Source organism: Pseudomonas sp. IT-93MI4, assembly GCF_949767635.1.
Classification (GTDB): Bacteria; Pseudomonadota; Gammaproteobacteria; order Pseudomonadales; family Pseudomonadaceae; genus Aquipseudomonas; species Aquipseudomonas putida_A.
In genome coordinates, this window is sequence record NZ_CATKPP010000033.1 from 131,548 (window position 1) to 155,949 (window position 24,402).

The 24,402-nt window shown below is 60.6% G+C and carries 26 protein-coding genes; 8 read left to right on the forward strand and 18 right to left on the reverse strand.

Features of this window, described 5'->3' with window-relative positions; translation table 11 throughout:
- The first annotated feature begins 104 nt into the window (after positions 1-104).
- Both ACM6I7_RS15170 and ACM6I7_RS15175 read left to right on the forward strand, forming a co-directional pair.
- Positions 105-1,304, forward strand: coding sequence for a CaiB/BaiF CoA transferase family protein (locus tag ACM6I7_RS15170; protein WP_027610976.1), 1,200 nt, complete (start codon positions 105-107; stop codon positions 1,302-1,304).
- Positions 1,231-2,211: a TIGR02285 family protein gene (locus tag ACM6I7_RS15175; RefSeq protein ID WP_414888815.1), complete on the forward strand. Its 981-nt coding sequence runs from the start codon at positions 1,231-1,233 to the stop codon at positions 2,209-2,211. Before ACM6I7_RS15170 ends, ACM6I7_RS15175 begins: the two co-directional genes overlap by 74 nt.
- Before the next feature lie 175 nt (positions 2,212-2,386).
- On the opposite strand, the gene ACM6I7_RS15180 is transcribed toward ACM6I7_RS15175, so the two are convergent.
- The 7 genes from ACM6I7_RS15180 to xerD form a co-directional block, all read right to left on the reverse strand.
- Complete coding sequence (locus tag ACM6I7_RS15180) at positions 2,387-2,668, reverse strand: DUF3509 domain-containing protein (protein WP_027610974.1); 282 nt, start codon at positions 2,666-2,668, stop codon at positions 2,387-2,389.
- 162 nt (positions 2,669-2,830) lie between these two features.
- Entirely contained in the window at positions 2,831-3,238 is a 408-nt protein-coding gene (locus ACM6I7_RS15185; RefSeq protein ID WP_095138296.1) for a response regulator transcription factor, read from the reverse strand.
- Between the two features lie 116 nt (positions 3,239-3,354).
- Positions 3,355-4,719, reverse strand: coding sequence for a transporter substrate-binding domain-containing protein (locus ACM6I7_RS15190; RefSeq protein WP_414888816.1), 1,365 nt, complete (start codon positions 4,717-4,719; stop codon positions 3,355-3,357).
- A 119-nt stretch (positions 4,720-4,838) separates the two neighbouring features.
- Entirely contained in the window at positions 4,839-6,248 is a 1,410-nt protein-coding gene (gene thrC / locus ACM6I7_RS15195) for a threonine synthase (RefSeq protein ID WP_027610971.1), read from the reverse strand.
- A 66-nt stretch (positions 6,249-6,314) separates the two neighbouring features.
- The gene (locus ACM6I7_RS15200; RefSeq protein ID WP_007908972.1) at positions 6,315-7,619 is read right to left on the reverse strand and encodes a homoserine dehydrogenase; all 1,305 of its coding nucleotides are present in this window, start codon (positions 7,617-7,619) and stop codon (positions 6,315-6,317) included.
- A gap of 131 nt (positions 7,620-7,750) precedes the next feature.
- A complete protein-coding gene (dsbC, locus tag ACM6I7_RS15205) occupies positions 7,751-8,482 on the reverse strand; it encodes a bifunctional protein-disulfide isomerase/oxidoreductase DsbC (protein ID WP_007967782.1) in 732 nt (243 codons plus the stop codon).
- Between the two features lie 313 nt (positions 8,483-8,795).
- The gene (xerD, locus tag ACM6I7_RS15210; RefSeq protein ID WP_007967784.1) at positions 8,796-9,692 is read right to left on the reverse strand and encodes a site-specific tyrosine recombinase XerD; all 897 of its coding nucleotides are present in this window, start codon (positions 9,690-9,692) and stop codon (positions 8,796-8,798) included.
- A gap of 108 nt (positions 9,693-9,800) precedes the next feature.
- Between xerD and ACM6I7_RS15215 the strand changes: the two genes are divergently transcribed.
- On the forward strand, positions 9,801-11,609 hold the full coding sequence (locus ACM6I7_RS15215) for a cation:proton antiporter (protein WP_414888817.1): 1,809 nt from the start codon (positions 9,801-9,803) through the stop codon (positions 11,607-11,609).
- A gap of 107 nt (positions 11,610-11,716) precedes the next feature.
- Here ACM6I7_RS15215 and ACM6I7_RS15220 read toward each other — a convergent pair whose 3' ends face one another.
- The 6 genes from ACM6I7_RS15220 to ffh all read right to left on the reverse strand — a co-directional run bounded on the left by ACM6I7_RS15220 (position 11,717) and on the right by ffh (position 15,805).
- On the reverse strand, positions 11,717-12,130 hold the full coding sequence (locus tag ACM6I7_RS15220) for an acyl-CoA thioesterase (protein WP_007908981.1): 414 nt from the start codon (positions 12,128-12,130) through the stop codon (positions 11,717-11,719).
- A gap of 91 nt (positions 12,131-12,221) precedes the next feature.
- Entirely contained in the window at positions 12,222-12,572 is a 351-nt protein-coding gene (gene rplS / locus ACM6I7_RS15225; protein ID WP_003175895.1) for a 50S ribosomal protein L19, read from the reverse strand.
- A 45-nt stretch (positions 12,573-12,617) separates the two neighbouring features.
- The gene (trmD, locus tag ACM6I7_RS15230; protein ID WP_003221981.1) at positions 12,618-13,370 is read right to left on the reverse strand and encodes a tRNA (guanosine(37)-N1)-methyltransferase TrmD; all 753 of its coding nucleotides are present in this window, start codon (positions 13,368-13,370) and stop codon (positions 12,618-12,620) included.
- A 3-nt stretch (positions 13,371-13,373) separates the two neighbouring features.
- Complete coding sequence (gene rimM, locus ACM6I7_RS15235) at positions 13,374-13,910, reverse strand: ribosome maturation factor RimM (RefSeq protein ID WP_047601381.1); 537 nt, start codon at positions 13,908-13,910, stop codon at positions 13,374-13,376.
- Between the two features lie 5 nt (positions 13,911-13,915).
- Complete coding sequence (gene rpsP / locus ACM6I7_RS15240; RefSeq protein WP_003185073.1) at positions 13,916-14,167, reverse strand: 30S ribosomal protein S16; 252 nt, start codon at positions 14,165-14,167, stop codon at positions 13,916-13,918.
- Between the two features lie 261 nt (positions 14,168-14,428).
- On the reverse strand, positions 14,429-15,805 hold the full coding sequence (ffh, locus tag ACM6I7_RS15245; protein ID WP_414888818.1) for a signal recognition particle protein: 1,377 nt from the start codon (positions 15,803-15,805) through the stop codon (positions 14,429-14,431).
- A 195-nt stretch (positions 15,806-16,000) separates the two neighbouring features.
- Here ffh and ACM6I7_RS15250 point away from each other — a divergent pair, with 195 nt between their 5' ends.
- From ACM6I7_RS15250 to ACM6I7_RS15260, 3 genes are all read left to right on the forward strand, one after another.
- Complete coding sequence (locus ACM6I7_RS15250) at positions 16,001-16,813, forward strand: inner membrane protein YpjD (protein ID WP_027610969.1); 813 nt, start codon at positions 16,001-16,003, stop codon at positions 16,811-16,813.
- A gap of 12 nt (positions 16,814-16,825) precedes the next feature.
- Entirely contained in the window at positions 16,826-18,058 is a 1,233-nt protein-coding gene (locus ACM6I7_RS15255) for an HlyC/CorC family transporter (protein ID WP_414888819.1), read from the forward strand.
- 345 nt (positions 18,059-18,403) lie between these two features.
- On the forward strand, positions 18,404-19,720 hold the full coding sequence (locus ACM6I7_RS15260; protein ID WP_414888820.1) for an MFS transporter: 1,317 nt from the start codon (positions 18,404-18,406) through the stop codon (positions 19,718-19,720).
- A gap of 87 nt (positions 19,721-19,807) precedes the next feature.
- Here ACM6I7_RS15260 and purT read toward each other — a convergent pair whose 3' ends face one another.
- The 5 genes from purT to ACM6I7_RS15285 form a co-directional block, all read right to left on the reverse strand.
- Complete coding sequence (purT, locus tag ACM6I7_RS15265; protein WP_024011715.1) at positions 19,808-20,989, reverse strand: formate-dependent phosphoribosylglycinamide formyltransferase; 1,182 nt, start codon at positions 20,987-20,989, stop codon at positions 19,808-19,810.
- A 99-nt stretch (positions 20,990-21,088) separates the two neighbouring features.
- Positions 21,089-21,556, reverse strand: a complete 468-nt coding sequence (locus tag ACM6I7_RS15270) for a VUT family protein (protein WP_096795203.1) — start codon at positions 21,554-21,556, stop codon at positions 21,089-21,091.
- 165 nt (positions 21,557-21,721) lie between these two features.
- Positions 21,722-21,937, reverse strand: coding sequence for a DUF1289 domain-containing protein (locus ACM6I7_RS15275; protein WP_096795202.1), 216 nt, complete (start codon positions 21,935-21,937; stop codon positions 21,722-21,724).
- Positions 21,934-22,458 carry a gamma carbonic anhydrase family protein gene (locus tag ACM6I7_RS15280; protein ID WP_025112181.1) on the reverse strand — a complete coding sequence of 175 codons (525 nt, stop codon included), beginning with the start codon at positions 22,456-22,458 and terminating at the stop codon, positions 21,934-21,936. The genes ACM6I7_RS15275 and ACM6I7_RS15280 overlap by 4 nt, the downstream gene beginning before the upstream one ends.
- Before the next feature lie 47 nt (positions 22,459-22,505).
- Positions 22,506-23,105, reverse strand: a complete 600-nt coding sequence (locus tag ACM6I7_RS15285) for a CoA pyrophosphatase (RefSeq protein WP_007967803.1) — start codon at positions 23,103-23,105, stop codon at positions 22,506-22,508.
- 146 nt (positions 23,106-23,251) lie between these two features.
- Between ACM6I7_RS15285 and ACM6I7_RS15290 the strand changes: the two genes are divergently transcribed.
- The gene (locus ACM6I7_RS15290) at positions 23,252-23,803 is read left to right on the forward strand and encodes an NUDIX hydrolase (RefSeq protein ID WP_027610966.1); all 552 of its coding nucleotides are present in this window, start codon (positions 23,252-23,254) and stop codon (positions 23,801-23,803) included.
- Between the two features lie 48 nt (positions 23,804-23,851).
- The gene (locus ACM6I7_RS15295; protein ID WP_027610965.1) at positions 23,852-24,367 is read left to right on the forward strand and encodes a L,D-transpeptidase family protein; all 516 of its coding nucleotides are present in this window, start codon (positions 23,852-23,854) and stop codon (positions 24,365-24,367) included.
- Positions 24,368-24,402: the final 35 nt, after the last annotated feature.

Consider the following 24,402-nt stretch of genomic DNA (forward strand, 5'->3'; position numbering starts at 1 on the left):
ATGCCGTAGGCAATCATCGAATTGATGGCGATCAACCTGCGGCGTCTGACAGCCGGCTATGTTAAAACGCTGTATCCGCTCAGCCTTGTCCTACAGGATTCAGTATGCCGTTCGCCAACAAACCGCTCAGCGGTGTGAAAGTCATTGAATTGGGTACGTTGATTGCCGGGCCGTTCGCCTCGCGCATCTGCGGCGAGTTCGGCGCCGAAGTGATCAAGATCGAATCGCCCGACGGCGGTGATCCGCTGCGCAAGTGGCGCAAATTGTATGAAGGCACCTCGCTGTGGTGGTTCGTCCAGGCGCGCAACAAGAAGTCGCTGACCCTGAACCTCAAGCACCCCGACGGCCTGGCGATCCTGAAAAAACTGCTGGGCGAAGCCGACATCCTGATCGAAAACTTTCGCCCCGGCGTGCTGGAAAAACTCGGGCTGAGCTGGGAAACCCTGCACGCGCTGAATCCGAAACTGGTGATGGTGCGCCTCTCGGGGTTCGGCCAGACCGGGCCGATGAAGGATCAACCGGGCTTCGGCGCGGTCGGCGAGTCCATGGGCGGTTTGCGCTACATCACCGGCTTCGAAGACCGGCCACCGGTGCGCACCGGGATCTCCATCGGTGACTCGATTGCCGCGTTGTGGGGCGTGATCGGTGCGCTGATGGCGCTGCGTCATCGCGAGGTCAACGGCGGTCTCGGCCAAGTGGTCGATGTGGCGTTGTACGAGGCGATTTTCGCCATGATGGAAAGCATGGTGCCGGAGTTCGACGTGTTCGGCTTCATCCGCGAGCGCACCGGCAACATCATGCCGGGCATCACACCGTCATCGATCCACACCAGCGCCGACGGCAAGCATGTGCAGATCGGCGCCAATGGTGACGCGATCTTCAAGCGCTTCATGCTGATCATCGGCCGCGAGGATCTGGCCAACGACCCGACACTGGCGAGTAACGACGGGCGCGACAGTCGCCGCGACGAGTTGTATGGCGTGATCGACCGCTGGGTCAATTCGCTGCCGCTGCAAAGCGTGCTCGACCTGCTCAATCAGGCGGAAGTGCCGGCCAGCCGGATCTTCAGTGCCGAGGACATGTTCAGCGATCCGCAGTACCTCGCCCGGGAAATGTTCCTGCAGGCGAAGCTGCCGGACGGCAAGCCTTTCAAGATGCCGGGCATCGTGCCGAAACTCTCCGAGACACCGGGTACTTCCGAATGGGTCGGACCGCAGCTCGGTGAACACAATGCGCAGGTACTGCACGATCTTGGCTACGACGAACAGCAGATCGCCCGGTTGCGCGCAGACGGAGCTATCTAAGCTGAAACATCGGCAGACATCGGACGCCAACCGCGCCCACCACTGGTGGACGTGGCGGCTGTTCGGCCTGTTGTTTCTGCTCGCCCTGCCCGCCTGGGCGCAAGCGAAACCCACGCTGGTCTGGTTGCTGCGCGACCTGCCGCCCCTGACCATCTTCGAAGGCCCGAAAAAGGGCCAGGGCGTCATCGATCAACTGATGCCGATGCTGATCGCCGGCATGCCGCAATACGAACACACGCTGATGCGGGTCAATCGCGCCCGGGGCATGCAGATGCTGCACGAGCCGTCCTTTACCTGCGATCCGTCGCTGATCTGGAGCAAGGAGCGCACGCAATGGATCACTTTCTCTATCCCGGCGTTTCGCGCTGTCAGTAATGGTCTGGTGGTGCGTCAGAAAGATCGCGACGTACTGGCGCCGTACCTGATCGACGGTGAAGTCGATCTGCCGGCATTTCTGGCCAATGGCGAGATCAAGGTCGGAGTTGTCGCGGAACGCAGTTACGGCGAGTATCTCGACAGTCTGCTCAAGCAGGCTCCCGGCGGTGCGTTGACGCCGCATTATGGCAACGACGCCCTGAGCAGCCTGCTGTCGATGCAGCGCCTGGGGCGTCTGCAAGTGGTGCTGGGTTACTGGCCGGAGATCCGCTATCAGGCGCAGCAGGCGCAAATTGCCGAAGACCAACTGGTGTTCTTTCCGATTCGCGGCACCGGCAAGTATCTGTCTGGCTTTGTCGGGTGTTCCGATACTTCTCAGGGCCGTCAGGCGATCAGTGAGATCAACCAACTGCTGCGTACCCTGCCCCACGAGCAACTGAACCAGTCGTATGCCGACTGGCTGGACCCTGAAATGCGCACGGATTACCTGCAACAGGCGCGGATTTTTTTCGAGCAACAGGCCACGCAGTAAAACCTGCGGGCAAAAAGAAACCCCGAGCAGTGGGGAGACAACTCGGGGTTAAACGCGGTCTGCTTAAAGACCCGTAGCAGCAAGCGACAAGCACCGGAGCACAATGCTTGATCCTGCTGTTACGGGGTCTGACTGACGGGGATGCAGGAAGGTTCCCACAAAAAATATTTCATCTTTACAGGGCCGCACGCTTATCCAGCGCCGCATTGCGCAATGCCGCAATCACACAGGGCTCCAGCCGCCCTTCGGCGATCAGGACGTCACGGTGCAAACCGTCAACCACATCTGTCAGCAGGCGTTTGTCGCTCAACTGCGCCTGATTGAATTCGCGCTCCACCACGAGGGCGCCGTTGCTGTTCTTCAGCGTCACCAGGCATTCGCCATGGGCGCCACACGGAGTCAACGTCACCTGATACGGGCTCAGAGCCTCACCGAGCAATAGACTGATACTTTCCATCTCGATCTCCACTCAATAGTCCGAAAACATTGTGCCTGGGGCGTGTTCACAATAAATGACCACCGGCCCGAGAAGAAAGTTCTGAATACCGCGCTGCTCCCGGAGCAGTTAGCGGTCTGTCAGAGCATGCACGGTGAAGATGACAGAAACATAACCGTCGGCTCAAGCCCCCGCCGGATGGGCTGCCGCTTGTAGGTAGCTGTCAAGCAGCCCGCGCATCAGCACGGCCGAAACCGGCGTTTGCAGGCGTCCCAGCAGCGTCACCTCGTGTGTTTGCAGCAGGCTTTCGAGATCGCTCAGCAAGCCCGGCGCTACACGCCCCAGTAGAATGAGCGCATTGGCCTCCCCTTCGGCCGCCAGATGGTGGATCAGCGCCAGGCCTTCCCCGCCTTTCAACTGCGGATCGCAGATCGCAATGTCGACCCGGGTGCGACGCTCCAGCGAGCAACGCGCCGAGGCCAGCGATGGCGCCGTGAGTACGTCATAGATACCGAACGCATTGAGCATCTGGTGCAACGCCATCATTCGATAAGGATCGGGTTCGAGAATCAGTACTTTGAGCGAGCGCATGGACGACCTCTGAAACGGCAATCGCGGACTCGTCCGCAGTTGCTGTCCACTTTAGGGCAGCCTCCTTCAGTCCCCCATCGGAAAAGGAGGCGCGTGATATAGGAAATTTCCCTATATCAATGCGGATGTCCCCCCGTTGCCGCATCACGCCGGGTGATGTCCGTCCACCCGCCGAGCAGGCCTCGCAACTCCCCATTGGCACTGTAAAACGGCACCGTCCATTGATAGATGTCCCGATTGCCATGCTTGAATTGCAGGCGGCGTCTGCTGAAACGGGTTCGGCGGGTTCTCAGCTGAATCATGAACTCCTCATGCAGCATGCCAGCGGTGGCACGCGGCAAGGCATCGACGTCGATCAGTCGGCATCCCTGCACCTGTTCGAAACGGATCGACAACGCCTCTTCGTAGCTTTTGTTACAGAGGATCAGGCGTCCTTCCAGGTCGCGGACGAACACCGGGTCAGGCATGGCGTCTATCAGCGCGCGCTGGAAAACCAATTGATCGCCGAGTTGGCTCTGCACGTCCCGATGCTGTTTGATCAGCGCCGCCATGCGCCGATGCCATAACAGCGACAACCCGAAAAAAGCCCCCACCACAAACACGCCCCAGTAGCTCGGCCGGGACCAGTGTTGCCAGCCCGCAGCGGCTGGTTTCGGCCCGATGCCGCCCAGCCAGTTAAGGCGAATGGCCCGGAGTTCGGAAGCCGGGAACGCTTCAAGCGCCTTGTTCAGGATGCTCAGCAATTGCGGCTGGCCCTTGCGCACGGCCAGAAGATCCGCCTCCCATTTTCCCTCCAGCAATTCGCCAACCTTCAGCAAGCCCGAGGGATAGAGCTGCGCACCGATTTCATTTTCGATGGTGGCATAGGCCTCACCGCTTTCGACCAGCGCCCGTGCCTCGGCATAGGTTTTCACCGAACGTAATTCGATGGACGGATAATCGCGTCGGATCACCCCCTCCAGCGCGTGCCGCCCCGGCAATACCAGCACCCGTTTGGCCAACTGCTCCAGCGATTGCACTCCAGGCTCGCCGGCGCGGCCGACAAATACCCAGCCGGCACCGCCAAAGGCATGACTGAAATCCAGACTCAAACGGCGCTCATCATTCATCGCCAGGGTCGTGCTCATGTCTGCGGCACCGGTTTCCAGGCGCTCGAGCATCTGCGCGGTGGAAAACGACTCCCGGTAAACGAATTGCAACCCGGTCATGGCACTGATGCGTTTGAGCACATCGTTGTTCAAGCCGCTCCAATGACCATGCTCATCCAGAAACAGGTACAACGGGTACTGCTCCGCCGCCACGATCACCGTCGGGTTATCGCGAACCCATTGCTGCTCGGCTTCACTCAGCACAACGGTGCCGATGTTCAACTGCTCTTCATCATGCGCCAGATGCGCCGCAACGCCCACGCGCCAGCCAACCAACAGGCACAACAGAAAAACCCGCTTCAGGGTGTATTTCCATCCTCTCTCAAACAGCATTGCCACTTCCTTCGTGATCGACTCACCCGTCCTTCATGGGCGAAAACCCGAGCAGTGTGGCAGCAGAAACAAAAAAGCCCGTCAGGAGACGGGCTTCAAAATGTGACAGCTTTTTCGGCTTACAGCGGCTTGCCGCGGTTGCCGTGCTGGCTGACAAAGGCCTGTACGGCTTTCAGCTCGTTTGGCAGAACGGTGCAGCGCTCGTTTCGCTCGAACAAATCAGAAAGATGTGCAGGCAGTTCGAGAGCTTTTCCTACACCCGCTTTCTCCACGGCATCCGGGAATTTCACCGGATGTGCGGTGCCCAGGATCACCATCGGGATGTCCAGGCTGCGGCGGCATTCGCGCGCGGCCTTGACGCCGATGGCGGTGTGCGGGTCCAACACTTCGCCGCATTGCGCGTAGACTTCGGCGATGGTTTCGCAGGTTTGCGCGTCATCCACGGCCAGCGAGTCGAACAGCTTGCGGGCTTCGGTCCAGCGCTCTTGCTCGACGCTGAAACCACCGCCCTGTTTGAACGAATCCATCAGCCCGGCAATCGCCGCGCCGTTGCGACCGTGCAGGTCGAACAGCAGGCGTTCGAAGTTCGACGAAACCATGATGTCCATCGACGGCGACAGCGTAGCGTGCAGGGTTTCCTTGACGTACTGGTTGCCGCTCATGAAGCGGTGCAGGATGTCGTTGCGGTTGGTCGCGACGATCAACTGGTTGATCGGCAGGCCCATGTTGCGCGCCAGGTAACCGGCGAAGATGTCGCCGAAGTTGCCGGTCGGTACCGAGAACGCCACCGAACGCGCCGGGCCGCCCAACTGCAGGGCTGCGTGGAAGTAGTAGACGATCTGGGCCATGATCCGCGCCCAGTTGATCGAATTCACCGCTACCAGGCGCGTGCCCTTCAGGAAGCTCTGGTCGGCGAAGCTGTTCTTGACCATTTCCTGGCAGTCATCGAAGTTGCCTTCGATGGCGATGTTGTGGATGTTCTCGCCGACAATCGTCGTCATCTGCCGACGCTGCACTTCGGACACACGGTTGTGCGGGTGCAGGATGAAGATGTCGACGTTTTCGCAGTGCTTGCAGCCTTCGATGGCGGCCGAACCGGTGTCACCCGAGGTGGCACCGACGATGACCACGCGCTCGCCGCGCTTTTCCAGCACGTAATCGAGCAGACGACCGAGCAGTTGCAGGGCGAAATCCTTGAACGCCAGGGTCGGGCCGTGGAACAACTCGAGCACCCATTCGTTGCCGTTGAGCTGACGCAGCGGCGCAACGGCGCTGTGCGAGAACACACCGTAGGTTTCTTCGAGGATCTTTTTGAAATCGGCGTCCGGGATGCTGCCGGTCACGAACGGGCGCATGACCCGGAAAGCCAGCTCGTGGTACGGCAGACCGGCCCAGGAAGCGATTTCTTCCTGGGTGAAACGTGGCAGGTTTTCCGGGACGTACAGACCGCCGTCAGTGGCCAGACCGGCCAGCAGGACGTCTTCGAAATTCAGGGCCGGTGCCTGGCCGCGGGTACTGATGTAACGCATGACTGACTCCAATGGAGAGTGTGCACAACAGTGGCCCCTTTCACGGGGCCATTGCAGGACAACGACTTAGTTCAGGTGCTCGACGCGGATCCGCACAACCGGACCATTCACGCCGGCCAGGGCTTCGAGGGCGGCGATCGCATCGTTGATACGCTGCTCGACCACGCGGTGGGTCAGCAGGATCATCGGTACCAGACCGTCGTGTTCCTCGACTTCCTTCTGCATGATCGACTCGATGTTGATGCCACGCTCCGAGAGGATGCTCGCCACCTGAGCCAGTACGCCCGGATGGTCCTTGGCCTGGATGCGCAGGTAGTAAGCGCTTTCGCAGGCTTCGATCGGCAGGATCGGATGCGCCGACAGCGAGTCCGGCTGGAAGGCCAGGTGCGGCACGCGGTTTTCCGGATCGGACGTCATGGCGCGAACCACGTCCACCAGGTCGGCGATCACCGACGAAGCGGTCGGCTCCATGCCGGCACCGGCGCCGTAGAACAGCGTCGAACCGGCAGCGTCACCGTTGACCATCACGGCGTTCATCACGCCGTTGACGTTGGCGATCAGGCGATCGGCCGGGATCAGCGTCGGGTGTACGCGCAGCTCGATGCCGGCAGCGGTACTGCGCGCCACACCGAGGTGCTTGATCCGGTAGCCCAGCGCCTCGGCGTAGTTCACGTCAGCGGTGGTCAGCTTGGTGATGCCTTCGGTGTAGGCCTTGTCGAATTGCAGCGGAATGCCGAACGCGATGGAAGCCAGAATCGTCAGTTTGTGCGCGGCGTCGATGCCTTCGACGTCGAAGGTCGGATCGGCTTCGGCGTAGCCCAGCGCTTGCGCTTCGGCCAGCACGTCTTCGAAGGTGCGACCCTTCTCGCGCATTTCGGTGAGGATGAAGTTGCCGGTGCCGTTGATGATCCCGGCGACCCAGTTGATGCGGTTGGCGGACAGGCCTTCACGGATCGCCTTGATCACCGGAATGCCACCGGCCACAGCCGCTTCGAACGCCACGATCACGCCTTTCTCGCGTGCCTTGGCGAAAATCTCATTACCGTGAACGGCGATCAGTGCCTTGTTCGCGGTGACCACATGCTTGCCATTCTCGATGGCCTTGAGTACCAGCTCGCGGGCAACGGTGTAGCCGCCCATCAGCTCTATGACGATGTCGATCTCAGGGTTCGTGGCCACTTCGAAGACATCGTTGGTAATCGCAATACCGGTCGTCTGGAACTGAGGCTTTGGCGTGCGCATGGCAATTTGTGCCACTTCGATCCCACGCCCGGCACGACGAGCAATTTCCTCGGCGTTGCGCTGAAGTACGTTGAAGGTACCGCCACCGACGGTCCCTAACCCACAGATGCCTACTTTGACCGGATTCACTGTGAACTCCCCATGAAACGGCCGACGCAAGGTCGGCCGGAAAACAACCGCGTGTTCGCGGCTCTCTATTAATGGCCCGGCGATGTTGCTGCCGGACCATGATCGTCAACGGCGGACCGTGACGATGCGAATTACTTGGCGCCCAGCGCCAGTTTGGCGACTTGTGGCGCCGGCTGGTAGCCCGGAATGACTTGTCCGTCAGCCAAAACGATGGCCGGTGTGCCGTTCACGCCAATCGACTGACCCAAAGCGAACTGTTTGGAAACCGGGTTCGCGCACTTGGCGGCCTTGATTTCTTTGCCATCGACCATTTTGTCCATGGCGGCTTTCTTGTCGGTCGAGCACCACACGGCTTGCAGTTGCTCGTCACCCGGCGAGCCGAGGCCCTGACGCGGGAACGCCACGTAACGCACTTCGATGCCGCGCTTGTTCAGCTCAGGCACTTCGGCGTGCAGCTTGTGGCAGTACGGGCAGGTGGTGTCGGTGAACACGGTGATGTGCGATTTGGTTTCGCCCACCGCCGGATACACCACGGTTTCGGCCACTGGAATGGCATTGATCAGTTTGGAGATGCCCAGGCGTTCGGTCTTCTCGGTCAGGTTGACCGGTTTGCCGTCCTTGAGCTGGAACAGGTAGCCCTGAACGATGTACTGGCCGTCGGCGCTGGCGTACAGCACGCGGCTGCCCTTGAGCTTGACTTCATACATGCCCGGCAACGGGCTGGCGCTGATGCTTTCTACCGGAACCTCGAGTTCGAGTTTTTCCAGGCTTTGACGAATGGCTTTGTCGGCCGCGTCATCGGCGACGGCAAAGGTGCTGACCAACGCAATGGCTGCGGCGGCGAAAATCTGGGTCAGACGCATGAGAACTCCTGAAGGCGGACAAATGAAACGGTCAGAACGCCCGTGCCGGAACACCGGGTCATAACCGTCCATCGTGCAAACCGGCAAAGCCTACCACATAAGGCTCGCATGGCCGAATGCGCCTGACACAAGACACTCAAGGCTGACTGGCACACATTATTGTGGTGAGGGGATTTATCCCCGATGCAGGCGCTGCGGTCGTAAATGGATACTTTGGTGTTTTTATTAAACCCAAAGTTTTTGGGGCTGCTGTGCAGCCCATCGGGGATGAATCCCCTCACCACAGGTAATGACTCCAACATTGAAGGTTGCATCAGCCTCTTGGGTGGTGTTTGGCATGGAGGTCCTGCAACCGCGCGCGGGCGACGTGGGTGTAGATTTGCGTAGTGGAAAGGTCACTGTGCCCCAGCAGCATCTGCACCACCCGCAGATCCGCGCCGTGGTTGAGCAGGTGCGTGGCAAACGCATGGCGCAAGGTGTGCGGCGACAGCGATTTGCCGATCCCGGCGACTTTGGCCCAATGCTTGATCCGGTGCCAGAAGGTCTGGCGGGTCATCTGCTCGCCGCGCTGGCTGGGGAACAGCACATCGCTGGGGCGCCCGCCGAGCAGCTCGCTACGGCCATCACGCATATAGCGCTCGACCCAGACAATCGCCTCTTCGCCCATCGGCACCAGCCGCTCCTTGCTGCCCTTGCCCATCACCCGCAACACGCCCTGACGCAGGTTGACCTGCTCCAGCGTCAGACTGACCAGTTCGGTCACCCGCAGACCACAGGCATACAACACCTCAAGCATGGCGCGGTCACGCTGGCCGATGGCTTCGCTCAGATCCGGCGCCTTGAGCAGCGCCTCGACGTCGGCTTCCGACAGCGACTTGGGCAAAGGCCGACCGAGTTGCGGCATGTCGACGCGCAAGGTCGGATCGACCGTAATCAGCTTTTCCCGCAGCAGATAGCGATAAAAGCCACGCACACCGGAAAGAAATCTGGCGGTGGAACGCGGTTTGTAGTTCTGCTCCAGACGCCAGGACAGGTGATCGAGGATCAACTCGCGACCGGCATTGATCAGCTCGAGGTTTTTCTCCTGCAGCCAGCCATTGAACAGCGCCAGATCGCTGCGGTAAGCGCCGCGGGTGTTGTCGGACAGGCCTTTTTCCAGCCACAGGGCGTCGAGGAATTGGTCAATCAGCGGATGGTCGATGGCAGGCATGGGCGCTCAAGACACACAACCTCCGAGGCTGTGCGCAAATGTAGAGTGAACTGTAGGAATGGCCGCTAGTCTTTCATAGCCCGCTAATTCAAGGAACAGGGAGCATCAATGAACGAGCAGCAAATTCTCTTGGCATTTGGCGGGATCGGCGCCGCTGCGCTGGGTTGCCAGTGGCTGGCATGGCGCCTGAAGCTGCCGGCGATTCTGTTTCTGTTGCTGACCGGGATTCTCGCCGGGCCGGTGCTGGGCTGGCTCGACCCGCAGGAAATGTTCGGCCCGCTGCTGATGCCGCTGGTGTCGCTGGCGGTAGCGTTGATCCTGTTTGAGGGCAGTCTGACCCTGCACCTGTCGGAATGGCGCGAGATCGGCAGTGTCGTGCATCGGCTGGTGACTCTCGGTGCGCTCGTCACCTGGGTGGTCATCGCCGTCGCGACGCACTTCTTGCTCGGCTTCGACTGGCTGCTGGCGATCCTGTTCGGCAGCCTGACGCTGGTGACCGGCCCGACGGTGATCGTGCCGATGCTGCGGGTGGTGCGGCCGAAAGCCTCGATCGCCAACATCCTGCGCTGGGAAGGCATCGTCATCGACCCGATCGGCGCCCTGCTCGCGGTGGTGGTCTACAGCTTCATCATCGCCCGCTCCGAGGGCAACGGCCTCGAACAGAGCCTGTTGACCTTCGGCGGGGTGATTGTCTGCGGCAGCGTATTCGGGGTGGTCGGCGGCTGGGTGCTGGGCACCATCATCCGGCGCCAGTGGTTGCCCGAGTACCTGCATAACCTCGCCTCGCTGGCGGCGGTGTTGGGGATCTTCATTGCATCCAATCAGGTGATGCACGAGTCCGGCCTGCTGGCGGTGACGCTGATGGGCATGTGGCTGGCGAACATGAAGGGCGTGGATGTGCGGCACATCCTGCACTTCAAGGAAAACCTCAGCGTGCTGCTGATTTCCGGGTTGTTCATTCTGCTGGCGGCGCGGCTGGACCTGCATGCCCTGATCGGCCTCGGGCCGCTGGTGCTGATTCTGCTGCTGGTGATTCAACTGATCGCGCGCCCGCTGAACGTGCTGTTGAGCACTGCCGGCTCTAGCCTGAGCTGGCGTGAACGCGCCCTGCTGTGCTGGATCGCCCCGCGCGGGATCGTGGCGGCGGCGGTGTCGGCGATTTTCGCGATTCGTCTGGATCAAGCCGGGCACGAAGGTGCGCTGCTGCTGGTGCCGCTGACTTTCGCGGTGATCATCGGCACCGTGGTGCTGCAAAGTGCAACCGCTCGGCCACTGGCACGCTTGCTGAACGTCGCTGAACCGGCGCCGAGCGGCTTCCTGATCGTCGGCGCCAACGGCCCGGCGCGCCTGCTGGGTAAATCGTTGCAGCTACTGGGCAGCCGCGTGCTGCTGACCGATTCGAGCTGGGAGAATATTCGTGCGGCGCGCATGGAGGGTTTGCCGACGTACTTTGGTAACCCGGCTTCTCAGCATGCGGATGCGCATCTGGATCTGGTGGGGCTGGGGCATCTGCTGGCGCTATCGCCGTCGGGCGAACTGAACACCCTGGCGGCGATGCGTTTTCGACACGACTTTGGTCATCAACGCCTGTTTGGTCTGGCCAGTGGTCAGGAAAGTCGTCGCAGTGACAAGCATCGGGCAAGCCTGGAACATCGCGGCAATCAGCTGGGGAGCGAGGCGCTGACCTACGCCAAGCTCGCCAGCCTGATCAGCAACGGCGCCGAGGTGTACAGCACGACGTTGACGGACGGGTTCGGTTGGGAGGATTACCAGGCATTGCATGGCAATCGGGCGACGCTGCTGTTCATGCGCGATGACAGCGGCTGGGTGCATGTGGTGACGCCGGAGACCGTTTTGAAACCGGGATCCGGGTGGACGTTGTTGGCGTTGATTCAGCCTGAGAGCAGCAGCGCCTGAGCTGACGCATTCGCGAGCAGGCTCGCTCCCACAGTGATCGGAAATTGTGTCCGACACAAAGCCTGTGGGAGCGAGCCTGCTCGCGAATGGCGCGACTCGGTTCCAGATCAGGCTGCAAACCCAGGCAGCACCGGCACCGGCCGCTTGTCATCATCAATAGCGACAAAGCTGAACTGCCCATGAATCGCCTTCTCGCGGCCATCACAACTCATGCTCTCGACAAACACTTCCACCTCGACCTTGAGGCTGGTATTGCCGACCTTGATCACTTTACCGACCAGTTCGACGATGGAGCCGGCCGGGATCGCGTGGTTGAAGTCGATGCGGTCGGTTGAAACAGTCACCAGCGGCAGGCGGCAGAAGCGGGTGGCGGTGATGAACGACACTTCGTCCATCCATGCCAGCGCGGTGCCGCCGAACAGGGTGTTGTGGTGGTTGGTGGTCGGCGGGAAGACGGCTTTGGTCACGCGGGTTACCGAGAGTTCGGTACGGCGCTGGATTTCCTGGTCGCGGGTGGTCATGGTTCTGGCCTGAAACAAAAATGCTGTGGATAAATTACAGGCAACAAAAAAGCAGCCCGTAGGCTGCTTTTTTCTGCATCGGAAGCTGGACTTAAGCCAGTTTTTCCTTGATGCGAGCTGCTTTACCCGACAGGTCGCGCAGGTAGTACAGCTTGGCTTTACGTACGTCACCGCGACGTTTAACAGCCATGCTGTCGATCTGCGGGGAGTAGGTCTGGAAAGTACGTTCTACGCCAACACCGTTGGAGATTTTACGAACGGTGAACGCACTGTTCACGCCGCGGTTACGCTTGGCGATGACAACGCCTTCGAACGCTTGCAGACGGGAACGATCGCCTTCCTTCACTTTCACCTGAACGACAATGGTGTCGCCTGGGGCAAAGGTAGGGATTTCTTTGGTCATCTGCTCTGCTTCGAGTGCAAGGATGATTTTGTTGGTCATGCTGTGCTCCTAAGGTAAATCAACTGATCTACCATCGATACGTTGTTAACTATCGTCCCGCTCGCGGATGTATTCCTCGAGCAGCTTCTTCTCTTCTCCAGAAAGCGAGCGGCTTTCCAGAAGATCGGCGCGTCGTTCATAGGTCCTACCAAGGGACTGCTGTAAACGCCAACGCCGGATATGCGCGTGATTGCCACTTAGCAACACGTCGGGAACACGCTGATCCGCATACACCTCAGGTCGGGTGTAGTGCGGGCAATCCAGCAGACCATCCGTAAAGGAATCTTCCTCAGCGGAATCCGCATGCCCTAAAGCTCCGGGCAGCAGTCGTGTAACCGCATCGATCATGACCATGGCCGGCAGCTCGCCGCCAGACAGTACATAGTCACCAATCGACCACTCTTCATCGACATGAGCCTCAATAAAGCGCTCGTCAATGCCTTCATAGCGGCCGGCAATCAGGATCAATGCATCCGATTTTGCCAACTCGCGTACCGCCGACTGAGTCAGTTGACGGCCTTGGGGGGACAGGTAAATCACCTTCGCCGCCTCCCCGGCTGCTGCCTTGGCCTGAACCAGAGCATCTTCCAGGGGCTTGATCTTCATCACCATGCCCGGACCACCGCCAAACGGGCGATCGTCCACAGTGTGATGCCGATCCGTCGTGTAATCCCGCGGATTCCAACAGGTCAGCTGCAAGAGCCCCTGTTTGACCGCACGACTGGTAATGCCGTACTCACTGATGGCCGAGAACATCTCGGGGAACAGCGTAATGACGTCTACGCGCAGGCTGGCCATTGCTTAGAAGTCCGCGTCCCATTCCACCCGCATCACGCCTGCTTCCAGGTCGATTGCCAGCACGCATTGCTCCGTATAGGGCAACAACCGCTCGCGATCATCCAGGCTGCCTGCGCAGGGCTTGACCACCAATACATCGTTCGCGCCGGTCTCCAACAGGTGATCAACCTTGCCGAACAATTGCTCGTCCTGGTTGATGACGCTCAGACCCTGCAACTGGTACCAGTAGTACTCGTCGCCTGTCAGGTTGGGCAAAAGGCTTCGTGAGATGCAAATCTCGTAACCGCTCAGAAGACGGGCTTCATCGCGATCGTCGAGGCCTTTGAGCTTGGCAACCAGATCCTTTTGAGTGGATCGGCCGCTGACCAGCTCGACCTGTTTCACCACGCCTTCGCGCCGAAGCGTCCAGTTGCGGTAGTCCAACAGGTTTTCAATCGGATCGGTAAAGGAAAAGACCTTCACCTCGCCGCGAACGCCGTGAACCGAAAAAATCTTGCCGACAACGATCAGGTCATCAGCTTTTTCTGGCGTCGCGCTCATACTGCTCAGGCTGCAGCCTTGGCAGATTCCTTCAGCAACTGAGCAACACGCTCAGATGGCTGTGCACCAACGCTCAGCCAGTAGGCTACGCGCTCTTGGTTCACGGACAGACGGATTTCCTGACCACGGGCAACAGGGTTGAAGAAGCCAACCTGTTCTTTGTGGGAGCCGTCACGCGGGTTACGCGAGTCGGTTACGGTCAGGTGGTAAAACGGGCGCTTTTTGGAGCCGCCAAGGGCAAGACGGATTGTTAGCATGTGAACATCGTTCCTGTAGTCGGTGCTGCAAATCTAAATGCACAGCGGGCATGGGTGCCCGAAAGGCCGCATATTCTAAGGAATATCCGGACTTTTGCAAATGACTTTTTCCGGCGCCTATGGCATGCCGTGCGGATTTGCATATAGAGCCGTCGATGAAAACGGCCAGTCAGCTCCCGCCGAGTGCGGGTTTGCTGTTGATCCTGCGTCCTTGCAGGGTCTGCGCCGGTGCGACGACCGGCGAAGTCATGGTGTCCTGAATCACATTTTCGGCATGCCGCCGCCGGGCAACATACCGCCCATGCCGCGCATCATTTTCGCCATTCCGCCTTTGGCGGTGAATTTCTTCATCATCTTCTGCATCTGCTTGTGCTGCTTGATCAAGCGACCGATGTCCTGCACCTGAGTGCCGGAACCCATGGCGATCCGGCGCTTGCGCGAACCGCTGATCAGCTCAGGGTCGCGGCGCTCGGCCGGGGTCATGGAGTTGATGATGGCTTCCATCTGCTTGAACTGCTTCTCTGCCGCGTTCTGGGCATTGCCCATTTGCGACAGGTTGACGCCGCCGATGCTCGGCAGCTTGTCCATGAGGCCGCCGAGGCCGCCCATGTTCTTCATCTGTTGCAGTTGATCGCGGAAGTCTTCGAGGTCGAAGCCCTTGCCCTTCTTCAGCTTCTTGGCCAGTTTGTCGGCCTTGTCCTTGTCGAGGGTCGCTTCAGCCTGTTCGATCAGGCTGAGCACGTCGCCCATGCCGAGGATCCGCGAAGCGATACGCTCAGGGTGGAACGGATCGAGCGCTTCGCTCTTCTCGCCCATACCGATGAACTTGATCGGCTTGCCGGTGATCGCGCGCACCGACAGCGCGGCACCGCCACGGGCATCGCCGTCGACCTTGGTCAGGATCACACCGGTCAGCGGCAGCGCATCACCGAAGGCCTTGGCCGTGTTGGCGGCGTCCTGACCGGTCATGGCGTCGACCACGAACAGGGTTTCGACCGGGTTGATCGCGGCGTGCAGCGCCTTGATCTCGCCCATCATCTCTTCGTCGATGTGCAGACGACCGGCGGTGTCGACGATGACCACGTCGATGAATTTCAGTTTTGCTTCTTTAATAGCCGCGTTGGCGATGTCGACCGGCCTCTGGCTCAGATCGGACGGGAAGAACGTCACGCCGATGTCGTTGGCCAGGGTTTCCAGCTGTTTGATCGCAGCCGGACGGTAGATGTCCGCCGACACGACCATCACCGACTTCTTCTTGCGTTCTTTAAGGAAGCGCGCGAGTTTGCCGGCGGTGGTGGTTTTACCGGCACCCTGCAGACCGGCCATCAGAATGACGGCGGGCGGCACGGCGCTCAGGTTCAAGTCTTCGTTGGCCGCGCCCATCAGGCTTTCGAGTTCGGCCTGGACGATCTTCACGAAGGCCTGGCCCGGCGTCAGGCTGCGCGACACCTCGGTGCCGACAGCGCGCTCCTTGACCGAATTGACGAAGTCCTTGACCACCGGCAGGGCGACGTCGGCTTCGAGCAACGCCATGCGCACTTCGCGCAGGGTGTCTTTGATATTGTCTTCAGTCAGCTTTGCCTTGCCGGTGACATGGCGCAGCGTCTGCGAGAGACGGTCGGTTAAGTTTTCAAACATTGCGCGATCCTTTCAGGCCCTGTGTAGACCGGGATAATGGCGGCCCAGACCGGATTCAACATGTGCTCGGCGAGCCTGCGGCGAGGGCAGGTCGCGGATTATAGCGAAGACTGCGTCGGGCGGACACCTCGCACTTTCGTGGTGTGGCGGTTCTATGCCAAACTCAGCGCCTTTCGGGCCTGCCTAACAGGATTTATGCTCCCCTTGTCACCCAGTTTGCTGACTACCATCGCCGCCGCGCTTCTTTATGCCGCTGCGACCCTTTATCAGGGCACCCGCCTGGCCTCCGGCGCCAAGGCGAACAAGCGCCTGCTGGTTACGCTCGGCATCCTCGCCGTGCTCGCCCACAGCGCCAGCCTGCTCACTCACCTGCTGACGCCGATCGGCCTGGGCCTGGACTTCTTCAGCGCCGCCAGCCTGATCGCCGCGGCTGTCATCGCCCTGACGCTACTGGCCTGCTCGCGGATCCCGGTTGAAAACCTGCTGGTGCTGCTGTTCCCGCTCGGCGCGGCGACGGTGTTGCTGGCGCAGTTCGCCCCGGCCGGCACGGTACAAATCATCGACGAAGAACCGGGCATCCTCGCCCACATCCTGCTGTCGATCCTCGCCTACGGCATGTTCACCATCGCGGTGTTCCAGGCCTTGCTGCTGCTGGTGCAGGATCACCAGCTCAAGCACAAGCACCCGTCGGGCCTGATCAAGAATTTCCCGCCACTGCAAACCATGGAAAGCCTGCTGTTCGGTTTCCTCTGGGCCGGCTGGACGCTGCTGTCGCTGTCGCTGATCTCCGGCTGGCTGTTCGTCGAGAACCTGTTCGCCCAGCATCTGGTGCACAAGACCCTGCTGGCGTGCCTGGCCTGGATCGTGTTCAGCGTGCTGCTGTGGGGCCGCAATCGCCTCGGCTGGCGTGGCCACAAGGCGATTCGCTGGACTCTCGCCGGTTTCTGCCTGCTGATGTTGGCGTATTTCGGCAGCAAACTGGTTCGTGAATACATCCTGCACATCTGACGGGCGGCATAAATGGACGGTTTGCCCATAGGGCCGATGCTCGCGGTATTTGTCCTGCTGATTTTATGGTCGGGGCTGTTTACCGCCGTCGAAATCGCGCAGCAGCACTTGCTCGCGCAACGCACCGCTTCGCGCGCCAGCGATAAGCCGCTGGCGAAGCTGAGCTTCCCGCTCGACAGTCTGATCCTGTGCAACACCCTGTGCCGCGCCCTCGCGGTGGTCATTGCCACACTGCTGGCAATCTTCCTTTGCGAAGAAAACGGCCCGTGGGCCGCCTGCCTCGGCGCCGGTGCCGTGTTGCTGGTGTTTGCCGACTACTTTCCGCGCACCGTGGCCCAGCGCTATCCGGATGCAGTACTGTCGTTCGGCAATACCCTGCTGGCCGTTCCGCTGAAAATCCTTTACCCGCTGGCCTGGCTGCTGAGTCGCATCAGCGGTCTGCTGCTGCGTCCCTTCGCGCGCAAACCCCAGGTGGTGCAGCAAAGCGAAGACGAAGAACCTGCCGGCCCTGACGACGACCAGGAACATCCGTCTCGCACCCACCCGGTCTCAGGCATCCATGCGCTGGACAACATCACGGTCAACGACATTCTGGTGCCACGGAGCGATGTCGACGGCATCAACCTCGACGACTCGATCGAAGCGATCGTCGAACAACTGCGCCACAACAAGCGCACGCGCCTGCCGGTGTTCCATAGCGACATCAATCAGGTCGAAGCGGTGCTCAACACCCGGCAGATCCGCCATCTGCTCAACGATGGCCAACTGAGCCGCGAAGCGCTGCTGGCCGCCAGCTACGAACCGTACTTCGTCCCGGAAAGCACGCCGCTGCAACTGCAACTGCTGAACTTCCACAAGCAGCAGCGCCGCCTGGGCATGGTGGTGGATGAGTACGGCGAGGTGCTGGGCATCGTCACCCTGGAAGACATTCTCGAAGAAATCGTCGGCGAATTCGAAAGCGAGCACAGCCTCGACAACCCGCACATCCATCCGCAGGCCGACGGGCGCATGGTGATCGACGGCACAGCGTCGATCCGCGAACTGAACAAATGCCTGGGCTGGCATTTGCCGAGCGACGGACCGAAAACCCTCAACGGCTTGGTGACCGAGGCGCTGGAGACCATTCCGGACAGCGCGGTGTGCTTGAAGATCGGGCGTTATCGACTGGAGATTCTCGAGACCGAGGACAACCGGGTGAGCAAGGTGCTGATCTGGCATACAAGCTTGGTGCCCGCCAAGATCTAAGCGCTGTTGTGGCGAGGGAGCTTGCTCCCGCTGGGTTGCGTAGCGACCCCACCCTCTTGGCGGCCGCTGCGCGCCCGAGCGGGAGCAAGCTCCCTCGCCACAGAAAGCCCGACAGCTGCGATCTTTGCTCTTGTTCATTCGTTAGCCCCCTTCCTATAATCGAGCCGCTTACCCAAGCGCCGCCGAGCCCTGTGCTTACCCCGCACGCCAACGGTTTCGGTAATTTTCCGCACCACCCCGACGACTGTTCCTACTCGAAACAGCGCTCGCGTCTCATCCCACATCCCTGGGTGTTCAACCATAATAATTCGCTCCAACGGAGCCATGACTGTCAGGGATCACCGCATGACGACCAGTACCGCTTACAGCGCCACCGCGCCTGCCCAGCCGACCAACTCCGCCACCCGCGTGGCGACGGCGAGTTTCATCGGCACCGCCATCGAGTTTTACGACTTCTATGTCTACGCCACGGCCGCCGCACTGGTGATCGGGCCGGTGTTCTTTCCGCAGACGTCCGGCACCGCGCAGATGCTTTCGGCGTTTCTCACCTTCGGCATCGCCTTCCTCGCCCGCCCGCTGGGTTCGGCGCTGTTCGGCCATTTCGGTGACCGCATCGGGCGCAAGTCGACACTGGTCGCCTCGCTCTTGCTGATGGGCGTGTGCACCACGCTGATCGGCGTGCTGCCGGGTTACGCCAGCATTGGCGCCTGGGCACCAATTCTGTTGTGTGTGCTGCGTTTCGGTCAGGGTTTGGGATTGGGTGGCGAATGGGGTGGCGCGGCGTTGCTGGCCACGGAGAATGCGCCCAAGGGCAAACGGGCGTGGTTCGGCATGTTCCCGCAGCTTGGCCCGTCAATCGGCTTTCTTGCAGCCAATGGCCTGTTCCTGACCCTGGCCATGACCCTCGACGACGAGCAGTTCCGCAGCTGGGGCTGGCGGACTCCGTTTCTGCTCAGCGCGGCACTGGTGATGGTCGGCCTGTATGTGCGCTTGAAACTCCACGAAACCCCGGTATTCGCCAACGCCATCGCCCGTCAGGAGCGAGTGAAGGTGCCGCTGGTCGAGCTTTTCACCCAGTACTGGGCGCCCACTCTGCTCGGCGCGGCGGCGATGGTGGTGTGCTACGCGCTGTTCTACATCTCGACGGTGTTCTCCCTGAGCTACGGCGTGTCCACCCTCGGCTACAGCCGTGAGACGTTCCTTGGACTGCTGTGTTTTGCCGTGCTGTTCATGGCCGCGGCAACACCGTTGTCCGCCTGGGCGAGTGACCGTTACGGGCGCAAACCGGTGCTGATCGTTGGCGGCGTGCTGGCGATTCTGTCCGGGTTTCTGATGGAGCCGTTGCTGACGCAAGGTTCGACCTGGGGCGTGGCACTGTTCCTGTGCATCGAGCTGTTCCTGATGGGGGTGACGTTTGCCCCGATGGGCGCGCTGCTGCCGGAACTGTTTCCGACCCACGTGCGCTATACCGGCGCATCGGCCGCTTACAACCTCGGCGGGATCGTCGGCGCCTCGGCGGCTCCGTTCTTCGCGCAGAAACTGGTGGCAATGGGTGGTTTGAGTTATGTCGGCGGGTATGTGTCGGCGGCAGCGGTGCTCAGCCTGATTGCTGTGCTGTGCCTGAAGGAAACGCGCAATAACGATCTGAATCAGGTGGCCTGACAGAGCGAATCGCGAGCAGGCTCACTCCTACAGGGGAACGCATTCCAATTGTAGGAGTGAGCCTGCTCGCGATAGGGGCGACTCGGTTTACAGCTCGACCACGACAGCCTGAGACGCACGGGTCGCTTTCGCACGCGCCGCCTCAATCGACTCATCCCGCGCCAACGCCACGCCCATCCGGCGCTGACCATTGACTTCAGGCTTGCCGAACAGACGCAACGCCGTATCCGGCTCGCTCAGCGCTGCGCCCAGGTTGGCGAACGCGGTCTGGGTCGACTGCCCTTCCACCAGAATCACTGCCGAAGCCGAAGGGCCGAACTGACGGATCAGCGGCACCGGCAGACCGAGAATGGCGCGCGCATGCAGGGCGAACTGCGACAGGTCCTGGGAAATCAGGGTCACCAGACCGGTGTCATGCGGGCGCGGCGAAACTTCGCTGAACCACACCTGATCACCCTTGATGAACAGCTCGACGCCGAACAGCCCGCGACCACCCAAGGCCTCGGTCACGGCTTTGGCCACGCGCTCGGACTCGGCCAGAGCAATCGGGCTCATGGCCTGCGGCTGCCAGGATTCCTGATAGTCGCCCTTCTCCTGACGGTGACCGACCGGTGCGCAGAACGTGGTGCCGCCGATGTGGCGCACGGTCAGCAGAGTGATTTCGTAGTCGAAATCGATGAACCCTTCGATAATCACCCGACCTTTGCCGGCGCGACCGCCCTCTTGCGCGTAATCCCAGGCTTTCTGCACATCATCGGCGCTGCGCAGCAGGCTCTGGCCTTTGCCCGACGAGCTCATGACTGGCTTGACCACGCACGGGAAACCCAGGTCCTGAACGGCTTTGCTGTAGTCCTCGAAGGTGTCGGCAAAGTGGTACGGCGAGGTTGGCAGGTCCAGCTCTTCAGCGGCCAGACGGCGGATGCCTTCGCGGTTCATGGTCAGTTGCGCGGCGCGGGCGGTCGGGATCACGGTGAAGCCTTCGGCTTCCAGCTCGACCAGCGTGGCGGTGGCGATGGCTTCGATTTCCGGCACGATGAAGTGCGGTTTCTCGGCTTCGATGACTGCCCGCAGCGCGGCGCCGTCGAGCATGTTGATCACGTGGCTGCGGTGCGCCACCTGCATCGCCGGCGCGTTGGCGTAACGGTCGACGGCAATCACTTCAACGCCCAGGCGTTGCAGCTCGATCACCACTTCCTTGCCCAACTCACCACAGCCACACAGCAATACGCGGGTCGCGGTCGGCGACAATGGAGTTCCGATACGGGTCATCTCAGGTCCTCAAAGAAGCGGATCATCGAGGAAAGCAACGCCAGACGCGCTTTCCATGGGGAGAAAGCGCGGCATTTTACATGAACCGCAGGGTTTGGCTCAGCTGGCGACAGCCTGTTTGCGCTCGCGCCAGGCCATGATCAGCCAGACGGCAGTGACGCCAGCGAACTTCGAGACCAGTGCAGTGATGATCACCGGTGGCGTCATCTGGTCGATCATGCCGAAAAAGATGAAGGTATCGAGCGGAATGCTCAGCGCCGAGCTGATCCACAGGCGGTCGCGCAACGGCCGTTTGGTGACGCTGAACACCAGCCAGTCGATGATTTCCGACACCGCGAACGCCGTGGCGCTGGCCAGGGCGATGGACGGATCGGAAGTGACGTAGGACAACACCAGCGCCGCCAGCATCGCCACGAGCGCACCGTGACCGAAACGGGTTTGCACCATGTCGCGCAACACGAATACCAACCCGCCCCAGGCCGACCAGATGATGTCCAGGTGTGGCGCGGTGGAGAAAGCGAAGTTGATCAGCACGACGCTGCTGATGTAGGCGATGAGGAAAATCATGGCGGCGACCTGGGAAATTGGCGCACAGGTTACTTCAGGCTTGGAGTCGGGCCAATAAGAAGTGGCGACTGTTCTGGCCTCTTCGCGAGCAAGCCCGCTCCCACAGTTGATCGAATGTGAACACAAATCCAATGTGGGAGCGGGCTTGCTCGCGAAGGCGGTTTGTCAGACGCCAGATTTCCCGGGGATCATCCACACCAACCCACTCGCCTTCGCCCGCTCATGACACAACCCCAGCACCACCCGCCGCTCGTCATTGGTCATCCGCCCCCAGCGGGTGATCTCAGCGACCGTACGCTGGCAACCGGTACAAATATCGTCGTCATCCAGTGCGCAGATATTCACACACGGCGAGGCAACCGGTCTTTCGGGAGTACTCATTCTTCCTGCTCGACCAGATCACGCGCATAGCGCTGCGAGTTATGCACATAGTGCGCGGCGCTGGCTTCGAGCATCTTCTTCTGCGGCTCGGTCAGCTCACGCACGACCTTGCCCGGCGAGCCCATCACCAGCGAGCCATCGGGGATCTCCTTGCCTTCGCCGATCAGCGAATTGGCGCCGATGATGCAGTTCTTGCCGATTTTCGCCCCGTTGAGGATCACCGCGTTGATGCCGATCAGGCTGTAGTCGCCGACGGTGCAGCCATGCAGCATGGCGTTGTGACCGATGGTCACGCCGGTGCCGATGGTCAGCGGATAGCCCATGTCGGTGTGCATCACCGTGCCGTCCTGGACGTTGCTGTTCTTGCCGATCAGGATCAGTTCGTTGTCGCCGCGCAATACGGCGTTGAACCAGACGTTGGCGCCCTCTTCCAGTCTGACCTTGCCCACCAGCACGGCATTGGGCGCGACCCAGCTCTGTGGATGGGTGTCGACGCGGGCGTCGCCCAGGCGGTATTTCATCTTGTTTTCCTCAGGGCTCACGATGACGGGCCATTCGAGCGATGGCTTCAGGTGTTGATATAGCTTTTGGGCGGATGATGCAGGCTGATCTGTTCGTCATAGAGCAGATTGATCAGTTCGACGATCATGATAGCGGTCAAACCCCAGATCTTGAATTCGCCGTAGCGATAACTCGGCACATACCAACTACGGCCCTGGTAATCGATACGGTGCGTGTGTTCGCGCGGATCTTTGCGGAAAAACTCCAGCGGCACGTTGAACACCGCTGCGATCTCGGCATCGTTGGCCTGGTATTCGACGAAGTCCGGGATCACCCCGACATACGGCGTGACCTTGATGCCGTGCAGGGAGATCAGCGGGCTGAGCGGGCCGATGACCTCGACCAGCCCCGGTGGCAGGCCGATTTCTTCCTCAGCTTCGCGCAGAGCGGTGAAGATCAGGTCGGGGTCTTCCGGGTCGCGGCGACCGCCGGGAAAGGCCACCTCGCCGCCATGGGTCGAGAGGCCGCTGGCGCGCAGGGTCAGCACCAGCTCGGGTTCGTCACTGCGGGTGATCGGCACCAGAACAGCGGCCTCGGGGAAACGTTTATCGGTCTCCAGCGTGCGCGGTGTGTGGTTGCTTACCCTATGCAGTAGCTCGTCCAGCATGAGTGTTCTCGATCTGTGCCTTACCCTGCATCATGCACCAATCATTGCAGCCGCCCAAGCCCCTCGCCGGGCCATGTCGCGAAACGACAACTTGCCGACCGGCACCGCTGCACGCCAAGATAGGCGCAGCATTCAGGAACCCCAGCATGAAATTTTGCAGCCAGTGCGGCAACCCGGTGACCCAGCGCATTCCCGAAGGCGATTCGCGGCTGCGATTTGTCTGTGACAGCTGTCAGACCATTCACTATCAAAACCCCAATATCGTCGCCGGTTGCGTCGCGACCTGGGGCAGTAAAGTGCTGCTCTGCCGCCGCGCCATCGAGCCACGCCTCGGTTACTGGACGCTGCCTGCCGGTTTCATGGAAAACGGCGAAACCATCGAGCAGGCCGCGATCCGCGAAACCGCCGAGGAAGCCTGCGCCCGAGTGCGTAATCTGAGCATCTACACGCTGATCGACGTGCCGCACATCAGCCAGGTACACGTGTTCTTCCGTGCCGAACTGGCCGATCTGGACTTTGCTGCCGGGCCCGAGAGCCTCGAAGTACAACTATTCGACGAAGCCGACATCCCGTGGGACGAGCTGGCTTTCCGCACCGTGGGGCGTACCTTAGAATGCTTCTTCGCTGATCGCCGCGCCGAAAGCTACCCGGTTCGCTCCGAATCGATTCCGCCGTTGACGCAGCCTGCCATCACCTAAAGCTTCTATAAATAAAATATCTGCGTCACTCCTTGGGGAATCGTTTCAATGCGCTGGTTGCTTGCCCTGTTTTGCCTGTCGTTCGTCACCGTGTCCCAAGCGTCATTCGTGACCACCGTGACGCCGTCGAATACCCCGATGATCGAAAAAATCCTGGTGCTCAAATCGGCTCATCAACTGCAATTGATCGCCGACGGCAAGCCGATCAAGACCTATCGAATCTCCTTGGGCAAGGGCGCGAAAAAAGGACCGAAACTGATTGAAGGCGACAAACGCACGCCCGAAGGTTTCTACTGGATCGACTGGCGCAAGGTCAGTGAAAAATTCAACCTGGCGATGCACATCTCCTACCCGAACATCAGCGATTCGGCCCGCGCCCGCCGCGAAGGCGTCGAGCCTGGCGGGATGATCATGATCCACGGCACCCCGGATTCGGAAGAAACCCCGGAAGACCTGTTCCACACCCTGGACTGGACCGACGGCTGCATCGCCATGCGCAACATGGACATGCGTGAAGTCTGGGGTCTGGTGCCGGACGGCACGATGATCGAGATCCGTCCTTAACCAGCGACCACTGGTCACCTGAAAAAAATAAATCA